General features: G+C 60.1%; 15 protein-coding genes. 9 read left to right on the plus strand and 6 right to left on the minus strand.

Going from position 1 to position 17,129, the window contains the following annotated elements; genetic code table 11:
* Window positions 1–180: 180 nt before the first annotated feature.
* Entirely contained in the window at window positions 181–903 is a 723-nt protein-coding gene (locus I6G83_RS18425; RefSeq protein WP_054307944.1) for an SDR family oxidoreductase, read from the minus strand.
* A 99-nt stretch (window positions 904–1,002) separates the two neighbouring features.
* Between I6G83_RS18425 and I6G83_RS18430 the strand changes: the two genes are divergently transcribed.
* Entirely contained in the window at window positions 1,003–1,887 is an 885-nt protein-coding gene (locus tag I6G83_RS18430) for a LysR family transcriptional regulator (RefSeq protein WP_062778928.1), read from the plus strand.
* A 259-nt stretch (window positions 1,888–2,146) separates the two neighbouring features.
* A complete protein-coding gene (gene oxlT, locus I6G83_RS18435) occupies window positions 2,147–3,403 on the plus strand; it encodes an oxalate/formate MFS antiporter (protein WP_054305362.1) in 1,257 nt (418 codons plus the stop codon).
* 62 nt (window positions 3,404–3,465) lie between these two features.
* On the opposite strand, the gene I6G83_RS18440 is transcribed toward oxlT, so the two are convergent.
* Both I6G83_RS18440 and I6G83_RS18445 read right to left on the minus strand, forming a co-directional pair.
* Complete coding sequence (locus I6G83_RS18440) at window positions 3,466–4,899, minus strand: NAD-dependent succinate-semialdehyde dehydrogenase (protein WP_054305363.1); 1,434 nt, start codon at window positions 4,897–4,899, stop codon at window positions 3,466–3,468.
* An 18-nt stretch (window positions 4,900–4,917) separates the two neighbouring features.
* On the minus strand, window positions 4,918–5,601 hold the full coding sequence (locus I6G83_RS18445) for a type 1 glutamine amidotransferase domain-containing protein (protein ID WP_054305364.1): 684 nt from the start codon (window positions 5,599–5,601) through the stop codon (window positions 4,918–4,920).
* A gap of 178 nt (window positions 5,602–5,779) precedes the next feature.
* Between I6G83_RS18445 and I6G83_RS18450 the strand changes: the two genes are divergently transcribed.
* Both I6G83_RS18450 and I6G83_RS18455 read left to right on the plus strand, forming a co-directional pair.
* The gene (locus I6G83_RS18450) at window positions 5,780–6,607 is read left to right on the plus strand and encodes an AraC family transcriptional regulator (protein WP_054305365.1); all 828 of its coding nucleotides are present in this window, start codon (window positions 5,780–5,782) and stop codon (window positions 6,605–6,607) included.
* Between the two features lie 122 nt (window positions 6,608–6,729).
* Window positions 6,730–7,695, plus strand: coding sequence for a DMT family transporter (locus tag I6G83_RS18455; protein ID WP_054305366.1), 966 nt, complete (start codon window positions 6,730–6,732; stop codon window positions 7,693–7,695).
* Between the two features lie 34 nt (window positions 7,696–7,729).
* Here I6G83_RS18455 and fusA read toward each other — a convergent pair whose 3' ends face one another.
* A complete protein-coding gene (gene fusA, locus I6G83_RS18460) occupies window positions 7,730–9,835 on the minus strand; it encodes an elongation factor G (protein ID WP_015672355.1) in 2,106 nt (701 codons plus the stop codon).
* A 660-nt stretch (window positions 9,836–10,495) separates the two neighbouring features.
* Window positions 10,496–11,014, minus strand: coding sequence for a DUF2778 domain-containing protein (locus I6G83_RS18465; protein WP_072186084.1), 519 nt, complete (start codon window positions 11,012–11,014; stop codon window positions 10,496–10,498).
* A 375-nt stretch (window positions 11,015–11,389) separates the two neighbouring features.
* Here I6G83_RS18465 and mgtS point away from each other — a divergent pair, with 375 nt between their 5' ends.
* The 4 genes from mgtS (at window position 11,390) to I6G83_RS18485 (ending at window position 14,804) form a co-directional block, all read left to right on the plus strand.
* On the plus strand, window positions 11,390–11,488 hold the full coding sequence (mgtS, locus tag I6G83_RS18470) for a protein MgtS (protein ID WP_371851001.1): 99 nt from the start codon (window positions 11,390–11,392) through the stop codon (window positions 11,486–11,488).
* Window positions 11,489–11,599: 111 nt separating this feature from the next.
* Window positions 11,600–11,803 carry a hypothetical protein gene (locus I6G83_RS18475; RefSeq protein ID WP_015672358.1) on the plus strand — a complete coding sequence of 68 codons (204 nt, stop codon included), beginning with the start codon at window positions 11,600–11,602 and terminating at the stop codon, window positions 11,801–11,803.
* Between the two features lie 156 nt (window positions 11,804–11,959).
* Complete coding sequence (locus tag I6G83_RS18480) at window positions 11,960–14,398, plus strand: DUF3772 domain-containing protein (protein ID WP_054305368.1); 2,439 nt, start codon at window positions 11,960–11,962, stop codon at window positions 14,396–14,398.
* 133 nt (window positions 14,399–14,531) lie between these two features.
* The gene (locus I6G83_RS18485) at window positions 14,532–14,804 is read left to right on the plus strand and encodes a PTS transporter subunit EIIB (protein WP_054305369.1); all 273 of its coding nucleotides are present in this window, start codon (window positions 14,532–14,534) and stop codon (window positions 14,802–14,804) included.
* Here I6G83_RS18485 and I6G83_RS18490 read toward each other — a convergent pair.
* Window positions 14,798–15,730, minus strand: a complete 933-nt coding sequence (locus tag I6G83_RS18490) for a LysR family transcriptional regulator (RefSeq protein WP_054305370.1) — start codon at window positions 15,728–15,730, stop codon at window positions 14,798–14,800. The two genes, I6G83_RS18485 and I6G83_RS18490, sit on opposite strands and share 7 nt — an antisense overlap.
* A gap of 116 nt (window positions 15,731–15,846) precedes the next feature.
* Here I6G83_RS18490 and I6G83_RS18495 point away from each other — a divergent pair, with 116 nt between their 5' ends.
* Window positions 15,847–17,112: an ABC transporter substrate-binding protein gene (locus tag I6G83_RS18495; protein ID WP_054305371.1), complete on the plus strand. Its 1,266-nt coding sequence runs from the start codon at window positions 15,847–15,849 to the stop codon at window positions 17,110–17,112.
* Window positions 17,113–17,129: the final 17 nt, after the last annotated feature.

Here is a 17,129-nt window from a genome sequence, read left to right on the forward strand (position 1 = left end):
GGTAGATTCTTATTAGGTTTTTCCTTGCCGGACGGCAGCCTGCAGGGCGGTGCAGCGTTCGGCCTAAAGAAAGTAGCAGCAGAAGCGGCCGGACGCCGGATGAAGGTCGGGTTTCGTGATATGGCGCAAACGGAAGAATGGTGCGGCCCGCACCGGCATGCAGCGCGGGCCGGCTGTTGGCTACTGCGTGCGCGTCGGTCTGACTACGATCTCATTCACATCGACATCCTCCGGCTGCTCAATGGCGTAACGCACCGCACGGCCGATAGCGTCCGGCTGCAGGGCGATGGCGCGGTAGCTTTTCATCGCTTCAGCGGCGGTGGGGTCGGTGATGCTATCGGCCAGTTCACTTTCCACTACGCCGGGGTGCACGCAGGTGACCCGCAGCTGGCGGTTCTCCTGGCGTAACCCTTCGGAAATCGCCCGTACCGCGAATTTGGTGGCGCAGTAAACTGCCGCGGTCGGCGACACCGACAGCGCACCGATCGAGGCAATATTGATGATATGTCCCGACTCGCGCGCCAGCATCGGCGGTAATACCGCCGCAATCCCGTACAGTACGCCCTTGATGTTTACGTCGACCATTTGCTCCCATTCCTCCACCTTGAGCGAGGCCATCGGTGACAGCGGCATCACGCCGGCGTTATTGATCATCACATCGATGCGGCCCCATTGCTGCAGCGCGCGGTCGATAAAGCGCTGCACCGAGTCGCGGCGGGTTACGTCGAGCGCCTGAACCGCCACCTCCGCGCCGCTGAAGCGCAGCTCATCGGCCAGGGCGGCCAAACGCGCCTCACGACGCGCACCGAGCAGCAGCAGGGCGCCGCCAGCGGCCAGCTCCCGGGCGATGCCCGCGCCAATGCCGCTGGAGGCGCCGGTAATCAAGATCACTTTCTGCGTCATGGTTTTTCTCCTGTCTGATTAACGTTGGCAATCTTACGTTGGCCGGACTATAAAGATAATCCGCTGACTGCTTTACAGACTGGTGACGGTAGCTAACCAATGATGCTTGATAAAAACGCGCTTGAGGTGTTTGTCATCGTGGCGCAAACGCGTAATTTTCGCCTGGCGGCGGAACGGCTGGGCGTAACGCGATCGGCAGTCAGCCAGACGCTGCGCCGTCTGGAGGCTCGCCTCAATATCTCGCTGATGCAGCGCACCACGCGCAGCATCAGACTGACCGAGGCGGGGGAACGGCTGTACGCGGAGACCGCGCCCGCCATCATGCAGCTTAACGGGGCGGTCAGGGAGATGGTGGAACGGGCGGCGGAACCGCGCGGCCTGCTGCGGCTGGCGATCTCCTCCATTGCCGAACGTATGATCGGCGGCGATCTGTTGGCGAGCTTTATCACCGCCTACCCGCAGGTAGAGCTGGATATCACCATTACCGATGATGAGTTCGATATTGTGGCGCAGGGTTATGACGCCGGCGTGCGGCTCGGCGAGATTATCGAACAGGATATGGTCGCGGTGCCGGTGTCGGCCATGCAGCGTCAGATTGCAGTCGCCTCGCCGGCGTATCTGGCGCGGAACGGCACGCCGCAGCATCCGCATGAGCTGATTCATCACCGCTGCATCGGCTGGCGCAAAGAGCCTGGCGCCTCTCCCTATCGCTGGGAGTTTGCCGAGCAGGGGCGCGATTTTGATGTGGCCGTCAATCCTCAGCTCACCACGAACGATATGGGCGTGATGGTGCGCACCGCCTGCGCAGGCGGCGGCATCAGCTTTGGCATGGAGGAGACCTTTCAGCCATACCTCGCACGTGGTGAACTGGTGACGCTGCTGGATGAATGGCTACCGACTTTCCCCGGCTTCTATCTTTATTTCCCCAGCAGAAAATATTTGGCGCCGAAGCTCAGGGCGTTTATTGATCATGTGAAGATGTAATAAATTAAATTAATAGACATAGTGATATTTTTCATTAATGGCAAATAAGCGCGACCTGGCTGCACTAAAATAACTCCCGCTGCACGCCCGCAGTGAATTTATGCCGTAATAAAACAGCGCGCACCTGCTGTTACCCACTGTTTAATAATAACTTATTGATAGTGGCATGCCTGATGCATACCTCCGGAAGCACGCTTATTCAATATAACGCATCGTTGCCTGCGCCAAATAGGGCGTATGGCCTTTTGCCGGAGGAAATATGACCACGCTTAACCTTCCCGTCGTTGTCAGCGCACGCACCAAATGGATTCAGTTATTTCTTGGGCTGGTCTGTATGGCATCAATATCCAGCCCGCAATATGTCTGGACATTATTAACCCGTCCGCTGGCGGAGAAAATGGGCGTCGGCCTGGCGGAACTGCAGGTGACGTTTTCACTGCTGATTATCCTGCAGACCTTTTTCTCGCCGTTTCAGGGCAAACTGATTGACCGCTTCGGCCCGCGCCGCCTGATCGCCATCGGCACGCTGCTGTCGGGACTGAGCTGGGTGTTGGCCTCCCAGGTCGCCAACCTGACCGGGCTGTACCTGGCCTATGGCTGCCTGGGTGGGTTGGGCACCGGCATTGTTTACGTCGGCGTGGTCGGGCTGATGGTGCGCTGGTTCCCGCAGCAGCGCGGCTTTGCCGCCGGGGCGGTGGCCGCCGGTTACGGCATGGGCGCTATCCTGACCACTTTTCCGGTGGCGAACAGCCTGGCGGTTTACGGTCTTGAGCATACGCTGTGGCTGTTCGGCGCTATTTTCTCACTGGTCGGGCTGCTGGCCAGCCAGGGCCTGAAAGCGCCGCCGGAGGAGGCCACGGCGCCGGCCAGCCGCTTTGTGGCGCAGTCGTCGCGCCAGTACCGTTCCGGCGAGATGCTGCGCGAGCCGCTGTTTTGGCTGATGTTCGCCATGATGGCGATGATGTCGACCTCCGGGCTGATGGTGACCTCGCAAATGGCGATATTCGCCCGTGACTTCGGCATTGCCGACGTGGTGGTGCTCGGTATGGCGGCGCTGCCGCTGGCGTTAACGCTGGACCGCTTTACCAACGGCCTGACGCGGCCGCTGTTCGGCTTTATTTCCGACCGCTACGGCCGGGAAAAAACCATGTTTATCGCGTTTGCCCTGGAAGGGGGCGCGATGACGCTGTGGCTGCTGTCGCGGGATAACGCCTTGCTGTTTGTGTTGCTGTCCGGCGTGGTGTTTTTCGGTTGGGGCGAGATCTTCTCGCTGTTTCCGTCAACGCTGACGGATACCTTCGGCAGCCGGCATGCCACCGCCAATTACGGCTGGCTGTACATGTCGCAGGGCATTGGTTCGATTCTCGGCGGGCCGCTGGCGGCGCTGATGTATCAATACACCGGCGGCTGGCATCTGGTGTTCGGCTGCGCGATTGCGCTGGACTTTATCACCGCCGGTCTGGCGCTGTGGCTGCTGCTGCCGTGGCGCCGGCGTTTTATGCAGCGGCAGGGATGACGGGAATAAAAAAAGCCGGTTAGCGATCGCTAACCGGCTGTTGGGTAACCAACGTCGACGGATTAACGGCCGGCGACGGTGACGAAGCGGGTTTCCAGATAGGCTTCGATCGCTTCGCTGCCGCCTTCGGTGCCGTGGCCGGAGTCTTTCACGCCGCCGAACGGCGTTTCTGGCAGGCCGAAACCGATATGGTTGATGGTCAGCATACCGCTTTCCACGTCGCGGCCCAGCGCGTTGACGGTGGCGATGTTGCGGCTGTAGGCATAGGCCGCCAGGCCGTAAGGCAGGCGGTTGGCTTCGGCGATGGCTTCGTCATAATCCTTGAACGGACGCAGCAGCGCCACCGGGCCAAACGGCTCTTCCGACATGGCGCGCGCGCTCAACGGCACGTCGCGCAGCACGGTCGGCGCAAAGAAGTTGCCGTTGCCGGCCAGACGCTGACCGCCGGTGGTGAGTTTGGCGCCGGCGGCGATGGCGTCTTCAACAAAGGCTTCAATCGCGTCGACGCTGCGGCCCAGCACCATCGGCCCCATGGTGACGCCGTCCTCCAGGCCGTTGCCCACCACCAGTTTATTCACCTCGGCGGTAAATTTCTCGACAAAGGCGTCGTAAACACCCTGTTGGATCAGGAAGCGGGTCGGGGCGATGCACACCTGTCCGGCGTTGCGGAACTTGGCAGCCGCCAGCTCTTTCGCCGCGGCGTCCAGGTCGGCATCGTCAAAAATCAGCACCGGCGCGTGACCGCCCAGCTCCATGGTGGCTTTTTTCATATGCTGGCCGGCCAGCGCCGCCAGATGCTTGCCCACCCGGGTGGAGCCGGTGAAGGAAATTTTGCGGATGGTCGGGTGCGGGATCAGGTATTCGGAGATCTCCGCCGGCGTGCCGTACACCAGACCGATCACGCCGGCCGGAATGCCGGCGTCGACGAAGGCCTGAATCAGCGCGGCCGGTGAGGCCGGCGTCTCTTCCGGGCCTTTCACGATGATGGAGCAGCCGGCCGCCAGCGCGGCGGACAGTTTGCGCACGATCTGGTTAATCGGGAAGTTCCACGGCGTGAAGGCGGCCACCGGGCCGACCGGCAGCTTCAGCGTCTGCTGCTGCACGTCCTGCTGGCGCGACGGAATAATCTGGCCGTAAGTGCGGCTGGCTTCGCCGGCGAACCAGTCGACCACGTCGGCGGCGCCGAGGATCTCGACTTTCGCCTGCGCCACCGGCTTACCTTGTTCTTCAGTCATCACTTTGGCGATGTCCCCGGCGCGCTCGCGCAGCAGCACCGCCGCCTGACGCATAATGGCGGCGCGGCGGTGGGCGGAAGTTTCACGCCACAGTTTGAAACCGCGTTCGGTGGCGGCCAGCGCCAGCTCCAGATCGGCTTCGCCGGCGTGCGCTACCTGGCCGATAACGGCATCGGTGGCCGGGTTGGTGACGTTCAGGGTTTTACCGGAGACGGCGTCGCGCCATTCACCATCAATAAATAATTGCGTATTTGGGTACATAAGGCCTCTTTTCATGTCTTACTTCTGATTCAACAGCGCCAGCAGCGCTTTGGCGGCGGCCGCCGATGAGGCAGGGTTCTGGCCGGTCACCAACAGGTCGTCGGTGATCACGTACGATGCCCAGTCCTCGCCTTTGCTATAGCGGCCGCCGTTCTGTTTCAGCACGTCTTCAACCAGGAACGGGACGATGTCGGTCAGACCGACCGCGTCCTCTTCGCTGTTGCTGAAACCGGTGACGGACTTGCCTTTCACCCACGGCTGGCCGCGGGAGTCTTTGACGTGGCGCAGCACGCCCGGCGCGTGGCACACGGCGGCAACCGGCTTGCCGTGCGCCAGCGTTTCCTGGATCAGCGCGATCGAGTGGTGGTCTTCGGCCAAATCCCACAATGGCCCGTGGCCCCCCGGATAGAACACCGCATCAAATTCCTGCGGTACGATCTGCGCCAGCTTCCGGGTGGAGGAGAGCGCCGCTACCGCCGGCGCGTCGTTGACAAAACGGCGGGTGTCGGCGGTTTGCGCATCCTCTTCGTTACTTTTCGGATCCAGCGGCGGCTGGCCGCCGGCCGGCGAGGCCAGCACCAGCTGCACGCCGGCATCCTTGAAGATATAATAGGGCGCGGCGAACTCTTCCAGCCAGAAGCCGGTTTTTTTGCCGCTGTCGCCCAGTTGGTCATGTGATGTGAGCACCATTAGAATTTTCATCATGGGTTCCTTCGGTGGGATTAGACCAGTCGTCTAGGGTGGCATGTTCGCCCGGCGAATTCTAGCCCGGCGTGGATTTTCGTCCCGGCAACGCACAAGATGTGAACGTACCACTCAAAAGCCAGGCAATTTTCAACTATGCTTCGCTACTGAATTGTAGCCAACAGGATGCTCTGACGTGCAAGGCGTACCCGACAGATTCCCCGATAAAAAAGACCATGCCCGCTTTCGTCATCTGTCGCAGCATGCCGGCGTAGAGCTTTATCATGCCTACATCGAGCGCTACGCCTTTGCGCCCCATACCCATGACGCCTTTGGCATCGGCACCGTGGTGCAGGGCGCGGAGCGTTTTCGCTACCGGGGGGCGCAGCACCTGGCGGCGCCCGGTTCGCTGGTGCTGATGAACCCCGATGAACTGCACACCGGCGAATCCGCCAGCGACGGCGGCTGGCACTACCGCATGATCTATCTGGAACCGGCAACGCTGGCGCAAATCAGCGGTGAAGAGACCCTATGGTTCAACGAGGCGGTACGCCACGATCCGCTGGCGGCGCAGCGCATCACCGCCACGCTGAGCGCGCTGTGGCAGGCGGAGGATCCGCTGGCGCAGGACGGCCTGCTGCTGGATATTGTCGATATTTTTCGTCCCCATGCGCGCGGCGCGCGGCCAGCCTGCTCGGAAACCGCCCACCGTTTTGCGCGGGTGCGGGAATATCTGTGGGACAACTATGCCCAACCGGTAACGTTGGCGCAGCTGGCAGCGCTGGTGATGCTCAGCCCGTTTCACTTTCAGCGTAAATTCAAGGCGGAGTTCCACGTGACGCCGCACCAGATGCTGATGGCGATCCGCCTGTATCGCGCCAAACAGCTGCTGACGCAGGGGCTGCCGGCGGCGCAGGTTGCGACGGCGGTGGGGCTGAGCGATCAGTCGCATCTGACGCACGCCTTCGCCGCGCGTTACGGCGTCACCCCCAGCGGCTATCAAAAACAGGTATTTCCCGCCTGATAAGCGCTAAAACAGCAATTTGCTACAAGCCAACCCGGCCCGATTGCGTTAGATTGGCGGCCGTTACCGGTTCGCACACTGCCAGAGCGTTGCTACGCTCTGGCTCTTTTTATGGAGTCACCATGTTTTTAGGGATTATGTTTGCGCTTTCTGCCGGGCTGCTGTGGGGGCTGATTTTCGTCGGGCCGCTGATCGTGCCGGATTATCCCGCCGCGCTGCAGTCCACCGGCCGCTATCTGGCGTTCGGCCTGATTGCGCTGCCGCTGGCCTGGCTCGATCGCCAGCGGCTGAAAAAGCTGCGGCGGCGGGACTGGCTGGAGGCGCTGAAGTTTACCGCTATCGGTAACCTGCTGTATTACCTGTGCCTGGCCAGCGCTATTCAGCGCACCGGTGCGCCGATCTCCACCATGATTATCGGCACCCTGCCGGTGGTGATGTCGGTCACCGCCAACCTGTGTTACGGCCGTCATGAAGGGCGGCTCTCCTGGCGTCGGCTGACGCCGGCGCTGCTGCTGATTGCCCTGGGGCTGGTGCTGGTTAACGTTGCCGAACTGCGCGGCAGTACGGTGCCGGTGGACCTTTGGCGTTACGTCAGCGGTCTGGCGCTGGCGCTGCTGGCGGTGATCTGCTGGACCTGGTATCCGCTGCGCAATGCGCGCTGGCTGCGCGAGCATCCGCAGCTGCGGCCGGCCACCTGGGCGACGGCGATGGGGGTGGCGACGCTGCCGCTGTCGTTGGTCGGCTATCTGCTGGTGTGCGGCCAGCTGGCGCTGACGCAGCCCGAGTTCGCTTTGCCGTTCGGCCCCAGGCCCTGGGTGTTTGTCTCGTTGATGATTGCGCTCGGGCTTTTCTGTTCGTGGATCGGCACGCTGTGCTGGAACGAAGCCAGCCAACGTTTGCCGACGGTGCTGGTCGGGCCGCTGATCGTGTTCGAAATTCTGGCCGGGCTGGCCTATACCTTTATGCTGCGCCAGAGCTGGCCGCCGCTGCTGACCTGCGCCGGCATCGCCTGTCTGATGATTGGGGTGATTTACGCCATGCGCATCCGGCCGGAGCCGGTGGTGGTCTCGGTGGACAGCAAGGCGTAATGCCTGCCGCCGACGGCGGCAGGCGGGAGGGAACTTACCGGGCGCGCTGGCTGATGATCTCATCGGCCACGCTGCGCGGCGCTTCCGCGTAGTGGCTGAACTCCATGGTAAAGGTGGCGCGTCCCTGGGTCATCGAGCGCAGGGTGGTGGAGTAGCCGAACATCTCGGACAGCGGCACCTTGGCGTGGATCTCTTTGCCGCCGCCGCCGGCGATATCCTCCATCCCCTGCAGCTGGCCGCGGCGGGATGACAGATCGCCCATCACGCTGCCGGCATACTCTTCCGGCGTTTCTATTTCCACCTTCATAATCGGCTCCAGGATCACCGGATTCGCCTGACGGCAGGCCTCTTTGAAGCCGAAGATCGCCGCCATGCGGAACGCCTGTTCCGAGGAGTCGACGTCGTGGTAAGAGCCGAAGGTCAGATGCACCTTGACGTCCACCACCGGGAACCCGGCCAGAATGCCGTTGTTCAGCGCTTCCTGGATGCCTTTTTTCACCGCCGGGATATATTCCCCCGGCACCACACCGCCCTTGATCTCATCGAAAAACTCAAAGCCTTTACCGGCCTCGTTCGGTTCGACCGTCAGCACCACGTGACCGTACTGCCCCTTACCGCCGGACTGGCGCACGAATTTGCCTTCCACATCGCTCACTTTGCTGCGGATGGTTTCGCGGTATGACACTTGCGGCTTGCCGGTGTTGGTGTCTACGCCAAATTCGCGCCGCATGCGGTCGACGATAATCTCCAGATGCAGTTCGCCCATGCCGTAGATAATGGTCTGGCCGGACTCCTCATCGGTACGCACGCGGAACGACGGATCCTCGGAGGAGAGACGCTGCAGGGCGATGCCCATTTTCTCCTGGTCGGCCTTGGTTTTCGGCTCGATCGCCTGGGCGATCACCGGCTCCGGGAACACCATGCGCTCGAGCGTGATAATCGCGTCGGGATCGCACAGCGTATCGCCGGTGGTGACGTCCTTCAGGCCGACGCAGGCGGCGATATCGCCGGCGTGCAGTTCGTCGACGTCCTTACGGTCGTTGGCGTGCATCTGCACGATGCGGCCGATGCGCTCTTTCTTGCCTTTTACCGGGTTGTAGACGCTGCTGCCTTTCGCCAGCACGCCGGAGTAGACACGCACAAACGTCAGCTGGCCGACGAACGGATCGGTCATCAGTTTGAACGCCAGCGCCGAGAATTTTTCTTCATCGTCGGCGCGGCGCACCACGATATGGTCATCCTCGTCGTGGCCGGCCATCGGCGGTACGTCGAGCGGCGAGGGCATCAGTTCGATCACCGCGTCCAGCATGCGCTGCACGCCTTTATTACGAAACGCCGAGCCGCACAACATCGGCTGGATTTCGCCGGCGATGGTGCGCGCGCGCAGGCCGGCGGTAATTTCCGCCTCGCTCAGCGCTTCGCCGGCCAGGTATTTTTCCATCAGCGCTTCCGAGCCTTCGGCGGCGGCTTCCACCATTTTTTCCCGCCATTCGTCCGCCTCGGCCTGCAGCTCGGCAGGGATCGCCTCAAAGCGGAAGGTCATGCCCTGAGTCGCGTCGTCCCACAAAATGGCCTGCATGCGGATCAGATCCACCACGCCGCTGAAGTGGTCTTCAGCGCCGATCGGAATGACGATCGGCACCGGGTTGGCCTTCAGGCGGTCGATCATCATCTGCCGCACGCGGAAAAAGTTGGCGCCGACGCGGTCCATCTTGTTAACGAACGCCAGTCGCGGCACCTGATATTTATTGGCCTGCCGCCAGACGGTTTCCGACTGCGGCTGCACGCCGCCCACCGAGTCATAGACCATTACCGCGCCGTCGAGCACGCGCATGGAGCGCTCGACCTCAATGGTAAAATCGACGTGCCCGGGGGTGTCGATAATATTGATGCGGTGCTGCGGATAATTATGTTCCATACCGTTCCAAAAGCAGGTGGTCGCCGCCGAAGTGATGGTGATCCCGCGCTCCTGTTCCTGTGCCATCCAGTCCATCGTTGCCGCGCCGTCGTGAACTTCGCCCAACTTGTGACTGACCCCGGTGTAAAACAGAATCCGCTCGGTGGTGGTGGTTTTGCCGGCATCGATATGTGCCGAGATGCCGATATTGCGGTAACGTTCGATAGGGGTAGTGCGTGCCATAATTAACCTTGCTTAGCCGTGTGGCGTTTGACTCGGCGCCGCTGTGGGCGCCATATACCCGTTAATGATAAGGGCGCCCCAGCATGGGACGCTCATGCCGTACCCGGCGCTTGTCGCCGGGTGCTCATTAATCGTAGTTTACCCCGGTGATTTTATTAACCTATGGCTGCGATAGACGTAACTTTTCAATAGGTTGATTTTACTGTTATTACTTTTATTCCGGAAGCGACAGGATGAGGCAGGTAACACCCGCAGGCCTGAGAGCGCCGAGCGGCGCGTGGTGAGCGGTATAATCCAGTGTGGGTAAGAACACGCTCGGGCGTCGTTTTCCCGGCGATCGGCTGGAAAACGGCCGGTGTTAACCGGCCATAATTTAATTTAACGGGGAAATTGTTTTTTTCAATCGCCGGGCTAACATGAAGATCAACTTGCAACACACTATTGATATAAGAATATTCAAAAAAAATGCAATTAATAGCGCTGCAAGGTCATATGGCTCTGGATATCCACCGATAATATCCGTTATATATATTGCAGTGTCCAATGACATGATATGACTCATATTTACTCTAATGAAATAGAGATATGGTAACCACGCACCCATGATCATCATTAATACGATGAAAACAGCTATCCTTGCCAGTATTAAAACTGTCTTTTTCATCCGTTTACCTTGCATTCTCCGTGGCTAATCACATCAATCATACCATATGCATGCAATCTCGTATTTCTGACGGAGACTGTCTTGGTTCTAAGCAACGCGGTACGAATTGCAGCAAAATCCGAGTGGTGTTTTAACGTAATGCAGCCAAGGGACAGAGTGCCCGGATGTAGTCTAAAGTTTCCTCGCCTAACCCCGTTTATCCATGTGTAATCGTCTATCGAACTATCGTCTCTGAATAGTCCGAACCAGTCATTTTTACTCGTTGGCACGTTATATAAGTTATTGTTTACCACGTCACTAAACCACGTCTTTATTGGCTCCCTGACGCCTCCAGAAGGGCGATCCACAATCCAGTATTTCCCGGCCGGGATTGGGCCGTTATCGGGGATGGCTCCGCACCCCGGCGCGTTACGGTAATTCCCGTTGCCGGAGAAGGCGAGAAACGTACCGATACCATAAAGCGTCAGCGGTGAATAATCCGCATCATTAACTATAAACTTTCCATATAGTGCCATGTTTTCTATCCGTGATTGATATAAAACCGCTGTTCCTGCGAATGGACAACATAAACCGCGGCATAATTTTTTTAATTAGCGGCTTGCAATTTTTATAGCAAAACAGGAGTTTGCTTGGATTTATTTAACCAAACACCGAAAGACAGCGACTGGCCCGGCGTCGGCGGCGGTTATTAAACATCCCCTAAACAAACGGCATATTTATCGGCAACATAAATCAATCCAACCTATAATCCCCGCGAAATAAAAGCGTAGCGGGGCGGTGGTTCCGCCATCAATAACCCCACTGCAGATTCCTGTTCCTGGCGATACGGAGGTTGAAACCCTTAATGCGACGACGTGAGGTCATTATCGAAAACACTTAAACCTGAGGAAATGAAAATGGGAAACATGACGGTATTTCTCGGCTTTCTGGGTGTGATCAGCACTCTTGGACTGCTGGCAGCCTATCTGAGCACCAAATGGGACGACTAAATGAATCTTAACGATCCACCCAGTCCGCTCCTCCCCGCAATCACGCTGCGTATTACGGGGAGGAGATTGTAACGACCTAACCTGGATGCTGTTGCACAGTGTGTCGCTATCATGATTATTTCAATTTTTGTTCTGCTGTATGCCATTCTGATGATCTCCGTCGGTATCAACGAGATCTACTTCACCTCTACCGGTGAATCCGCCTTCTTTATCAGCCTGCTGCTGACCTTCTTCGGCGCCTTGGTGCTGCTGGGCCTGATCTGGCGTTTTGCCGGCCGGCGCGGCGAAAAAAAACGCCCTAAACCGCAGGATTGAGCGCCGCCGCGCGGCCGTGGTGACGGCGCGCAGGATTCCGATGTTCTGCCCATCATTAAGCAGCTATCATAATCTCGGTTTATTGTTATAGACGGAAGAGCCGGGGCTGTTCCGTCTGTTTTGTCTGTCTATCCATCATGTTGAGCATCGAGATTTATGATAAGGCCGTTACGGATCGTTCTGTTGATACTGGTGCTGTGCGGGCTGCCGCTGGCGTCATCCGGCGCCTTTGCCGCCGAAGGGGAGCAGCCTGCCGAACAGGCCGAGCTGAGCCAGCAGGATATTACCGCCGCGCTGAAAGACTATCAAAAAGACCTGGACGATATTAAGCAACAGGTTTCCAAGGCCACTACCGATAATCAGCTGAGCAAACTGCAGGAACGCACGCAGCAGCTGGCGGCCAACGCCGAACAGCTGCTGACCGACCTGCAACCGATGCAGGACAAGCTGAAAGGGCAGCTTGACGTGCTCGGCCCGCCGCCGGCGCCGGGCGCGCTGGCGGAAACCGCCGCGGTGGCGCAGCAGCGCAACAGCCTGAACAACAGCAAAAAGCTGCTGGATGATTCGGTGAAGCGTTCGCAGGCCATCCGCAGCAGCACCCATGAGCTGATGCAGCAGATCGGCGATTTACGCCGCGTGGCGTTTAAGACCCAGCTGGCGCTGAACTCCGGCAGCGTGCTCAGCCTGTCATTCTGGGCGCCGGCGATCGCGCCGCAGCCGCAGGACAGCCAGCGGCTGACGGAGTTTGCCGGCGAACTGCGCACCGTCTGGAACGCCAGCTGGCAGGAGCCGTGGCGCTACGGCACCGCCGGGCTGCTGCTGTTGGCCGGCGTTATCTGGTCGCTGGGGCGCTATTTCTCCGAGCAGATGCTCGCCTGGTTCAGCATCCGCTATCTGCCGGACGGCCGACTGCGCCGCAGCTTCAGCGCGCTCGGCACCTCGCTGATTACGCTGTGCACCACCGCGCTGGCGCTTAACCTGCTGTACCAGACGTTTTCCCGCGTTGCTGAGCTGTCGCCGATGCTGCAGGACTTTGCCGACGGCTTTACCCGGCTGGGGATTTTCTGCGCGCTGATCGCCGGTTTAGGGCGGGCGTTTTTATCCAACCGGCGTCCTTCCTGGCGGCTGGCGGCCATTGATGACACCATCGCCGCCGGCCTGGGCAACTTCTCGCCGCTGCTGGCGGCGCTGGTGCTGGCGTTCGGCACCGTCGAGCTGATTAACAACGTGATCGGCGCCAGCCTCAGCACCACCATTTTCGGCAATGGTCTGCTGGCCGCGCTGATGGCGCTGGTGCTGTTGGCGATACCGCTGCGCGCCCATCGCCTGCGTCAGCACAGCGAACGCCAGGGCGAACAGCTGGAAAAACGCTCGATGATCGGCGGACTGGCGCAAATCGCCACGCTGCTGGTGTCGCTGGCGGTGTTGCTAGCGCTGCTGATCGGCTATATCTCGTTTGCCCGCTTCCTGATTTACCAGGTGATCTGGACAACGCTGGTGCTGATGGCGTTCTACTTCCTGATTCAGTTTTCCACTGACCTCTGGAGCGCCATCTTCTCGCCGCATACCGCCAGCGGCCGTTCGCTGATGCGTTCGCTGGGCCTGAGTGAACGCCATCTGGAACAGTTGACCATCGTCTTTACCGCCGCCTTCAAATGCGGGCTGCTGCTGCTGATGATCGTGGCGCTGCTCAACGGCACCTTCGGCACCACCACGCCGAACTCGCTGCTGGAAAAAATTGTCGCCATTCTCAGCGGCGAAGGGCTGAAAAAGCTGCATATCGTGCCCGGCAATCTGATCAACGCGCTGATCTGCCTGCTGATCGGCGGCTATATTCTGCGCGCCAGCAGCCGCTGGCTGAATAACGAGCTGCTGCCGAAAACCATCAACGACGTCGGCATCCGCGCCTCGCTGGTGACGCTGTTCACCAACGTCGGCTATGTGCTGCTGATTCTGATCACGCTGGCCGCACTGGGCATCCAGTGGAATAACCTGGCCTGGATCGTCAGCGCGCTGTCGGTGGGTATCGGTTTCGGCCTGCAGGAGATTGTGAAGAACTTTATCTCCGGCCTGATTCTGCTGACCGAACGGCCGGTGAAAGTGGGGGATATGATCGGCATCGGCGGCGTGGAAGGGGACGTGCGGCGCATCAACGTGCGCGCCACTGAAATCCAGCTCAGCGACCGTTCCACCATGATCGTGCCGAACTCGCAGCTGATTTCGCAGAACGTGCGCAACGCCACCATGGGCAATGCGCAGGGGGTGGTGACCATCGCCCTGACGTTCCCGACCGAAATAGACCCCGAGCAGGTGCGCAGCCTGCTGCTGACCGCCTACCAGGAATATGAGGCGATTCTGGAGTCGCCGGCCCCTTATGTGCGCTTCAGCCAGCTTGGCCCAGACGGCATTATCCTCAGCGTCACCGGCTATGTCGCCAGCCCGCGGATGGTCGGATCCACCAAAAGCGAGCTGCTGTTCAACATCCTCAAGCTGCTGCGTCAGGAGCAGGTGCATCTCTCCAGCCCGCAGGAGGTGGTGGTGATGAGACAGCGCCAGCAGCAGCTGGCGGCCGATGAAGAGGAACAGAACGGCTGATTCCCGCACCGGCGCTGCGTATGCCGCGCCGGACATAGAAAGAATCTATATCCCCGCGGATTAAATCAATTTCCCTTCCCCGGACGCCCGCTCTATGCTGAAAGGGCATGTCCATGCTTTCGGAGGGAGAGTTATGACGCTTTGCAATTTGGCCGACGTACTGCTGACGGCCTTCGGCGGCGCGCAGAACGTGCGCCGTCTGCGCTACTGCGCCAGCCGCATCCGCGTCTCGCTGAATGAGGACCGCGGCCTGAACCGTGACGGCATCGCCGGGCTGGAGGGCATCAAGGCCCTGCTGGAGGTGCCGGACGGGGAAAACGGCGTTGAGTATCAACTGGTGGTCGGCCCCGGCAACGCCCGTTCGCTGTATCAGGCGCTGAGCGAGGCCGCCGGCCGCGACTACTGAAGCTGCGGCCCCAGCCGTTCAATATGCTGGCGCATCAGCGCCAGCATCTGCTGTACGTGCGGCGCGTCCGCCTTTTCCCGCATCAGATACATCCCCACGGTACAGATATTGGATGATTCCATGTTCAGCGGCGCGATGCCGTAGCGGGCAAAGTAGCCGGCCATACAGCGGGGATAGGTCAGCATCACCGCGTCAGAATCATTGACCATATCAATGGCCGACATCATCGAGTTGGTGGACCAGATCACCCGCTCCGCCAGATGCTGGCGGTTGCGCGTCAGCTTCTTCTGCTGCATGTCCGCCACCATATGCTGATAGCGGGTCTCATCCGGCGTCAGTTCTACGCAGGGATAATCCAGCAGGTCGTCCGGCCGCACGGCGCGCCCCTGCAGCGGATGGTCGCGGCGGGCAAACAGCGTGTCCGAGGTGGCGAACAACGGCAGAAAAGTAATGCCGGCCTTCGGGTTCAGCCCCTGGATTTCATGGCCGATAAACAGATCGATATCTCCGCCCAGCAGCAGATCCATCAGCCGCAGATGGTTGCCCAGATCGATATGGATATTGACCGTGGCGTGCTGCTCGCGGTAGCGGTTAAAGCAGTCGCGCACAAACATATGCCACCAGGCGTGGCCGCTGCCCATGCGCAGGCTCTGCGCCTGCCGCGCCTTGATCGCCGCCATCTTCAGCAGGGTATTGTCATAGATACGCTGCATCATCTGCGCCTGTTCCAGCAGCAGCTCGCCGTACTGGGTGGTGGTTACGCCGGTGGAGGTGCGCTCCAGCAGCTGGACGCCCAGATTCTCCTCCAGTTTCTTCATGTTATGCGTCAGCGTCGGCTGGCTGAGGCAGAGTTTGTTTGCTGCATGACTCACATTTTTAAACATGGCGACTTCGATAAACTGGCGCAGAATTTTGTCCACGATCATGTTTTCCGCTGTTGATATAGATAGTTTCTATATCGTAGGTGTGAAAAACAATTTCCGCCAATGTCCCCCAGCCGATAGCGTGCTCCTATGCCGATTGATTCCGCACAGGGGACGCCATGAGAAAACTGTTGTTAAACCTGACCGCCTGCTCGCTGGCGCTGCTGCCGGCGCTGGCGCAGGCCGATACGCTGAGGATGGAGTGCGCACCCAGCAAAGAGGGGCGCGAGTTCTGCCGCTACGTTAAACAGCGCTTTGAAGCCCAGACCGGGCACACCCTGACGTTTATCGATTTACCCCGCGCCTCTGACGAGAAGCTGTCGCTGTTTCAGCAGTTGTTTGCCGCCAGAGACGCCAACGCCATCGATCTGTTCCAGGCCGATACGGTGTGGATCGGCGTGCTCAATAAACACCTGCTCGATCTGACGCCGTACGTCAGCGACATGCGGCAGGATTTCTTTCCCGCAGCCTGGCAGAACGACATGGTGAATGGCCGCGTCAAGGCGATCCCCGCCTATATGGATACCGGCGCACTCTACTACCGCAAGGACCTGCTGGAGAAATACGGCGAACAGCCGCCTAAAACCTGGGCCGAGCTGACGCGCATCGCCGCGCGCATTCAACAGGCGGAGCGCGCCAACGGGCATAAAGGGCTGTGGGGGCTGGTGTTCCAGGGCAAATCCTATGAAGGGCTGACCTGCAACGCGCTGGAGTGGGTGGCCTCGCAGGGCGGCGGCACCTTTATCGACGCCGACGGCAATATCACCGTCAATAACCCGCGCGCGGCGCAGGCGCTGGAAATGGCCGCCGGCTGGGTCGGCACCATCGCGCCGCCGGGCGTGCTGGGCTATATGGAGGAAGAAGGGCGCGCGCTGTTCCAGAACGGCGATGCGGTCTTTATGCGCAACTGGCTGTACGCCTATGTACTGACGCAGGACAAAAGCAGCGCGATACGCGGCAAGGTGGGGGTGATGCCGGTGCCGGGCGGCGCCGACGGCCAGTCGGTCAGCACCCTGGGCGGCTGGCAGTGGGCGATCAGCAGCTACACCAAGAATCCGCAGGCGGCGGTGGCGCTGCTGAAGATTGTCAGCGACGCCGAATCGCAGAAAAAAGCGCAGGGGCTGCTGGGCTGGGCGCCGTCGCGTCAGGCGCTGTATCAGGATCCGCAGGTGCTGGCGCAGGCGCCGTATCTGGCGACCTTCAGCGGCATTCTGGCCAAGGCCACGCCGCGGCCGGCGACCCAGACGCGGCGCAAATACGCCCAGGTCTCCAAGGCGATTTACAACACCTCGTTCAACGTATTGCGTCGCGACAGCGATGGGGCCGGCGCCGTGCAGACGCTGCAGGCGCGTCTGGAACGCATCCGCGCCCGGGGATGGCGCTAAGCGCCGCCGATTAACCA

The sequence above is a fragment of the Serratia rubidaea genome, from assembly GCF_016026735.1.
In the GTDB taxonomy this organism is placed as follows: Bacteria; Pseudomonadota; Gammaproteobacteria; order Enterobacterales; family Enterobacteriaceae; genus Serratia_B; species Serratia_B rubidaea.

Coding starts and splice junctions, on each gene's coding strand:
- I6G83_RS18495 (WP_054305371.1), top strand. CDS start 15,847: ATGAGAAAACTGTTGTTAAACCTGACCGCCTGCTCGCTGGCGCTGCTG.
- I6G83_RS18465 (WP_072186084.1), bottom strand. CDS start 11,014: ATGGCACTATATGGAAAGTTTATAGTTAATGATGCGGATTATTCACCG.
- fusA (WP_015672355.1), bottom strand. CDS start 9,835: ATGGCACGCACTACCCCTATCGAACGTTACCGCAATATCGGCATCTCG.
- I6G83_RS18445 (WP_054305364.1), bottom strand. CDS start 5,601: ATGAAAATTCTAATGGTGCTCACATCACATGACCAACTGGGCGACAGC.
- oxlT (WP_054305362.1), top strand. CDS start 2,147: ATGACCACGCTTAACCTTCCCGTCGTTGTCAGCGCACGCACCAAATGG.
- I6G83_RS18490 (WP_054305370.1), bottom strand. CDS start 15,730: ATGATCGTGGACAAAATTCTGCGCCAGTTTATCGAAGTCGCCATGTTT.
- I6G83_RS18430 (WP_062778928.1), top strand. CDS start 1,003: ATGATGCTTGATAAAAACGCGCTTGAGGTGTTTGTCATCGTGGCGCAA.
- I6G83_RS18440 (WP_054305363.1), bottom strand. CDS start 4,899: ATGTACCCAAATACGCAATTATTTATTGATGGTGAATGGCGCGACGCC.
- I6G83_RS18455 (WP_054305366.1), top strand. CDS start 6,730: ATGTTTTTAGGGATTATGTTTGCGCTTTCTGCCGGGCTGCTGTGGGGG.
- I6G83_RS18480 (WP_054305368.1), top strand. CDS start 11,960: ATGATAAGGCCGTTACGGATCGTTCTGTTGATACTGGTGCTGTGCGGG.
- I6G83_RS18425 (WP_054307944.1), bottom strand. CDS start 903: ATGACGCAGAAAGTGATCTTGATTACCGGCGCCTCCAGCGGCATTGGC.
- mgtS (WP_371851001.1), top strand. CDS start 11,390: ATGAAAATGGGAAACATGACGGTATTTCTCGGCTTTCTGGGTGTGATC.
- I6G83_RS18475 (WP_015672358.1), top strand. CDS start 11,600: ATGATTATTTCAATTTTTGTTCTGCTGTATGCCATTCTGATGATCTCC.
- I6G83_RS18485 (WP_054305369.1), top strand. CDS start 14,532: ATGACGCTTTGCAATTTGGCCGACGTACTGCTGACGGCCTTCGGCGGC.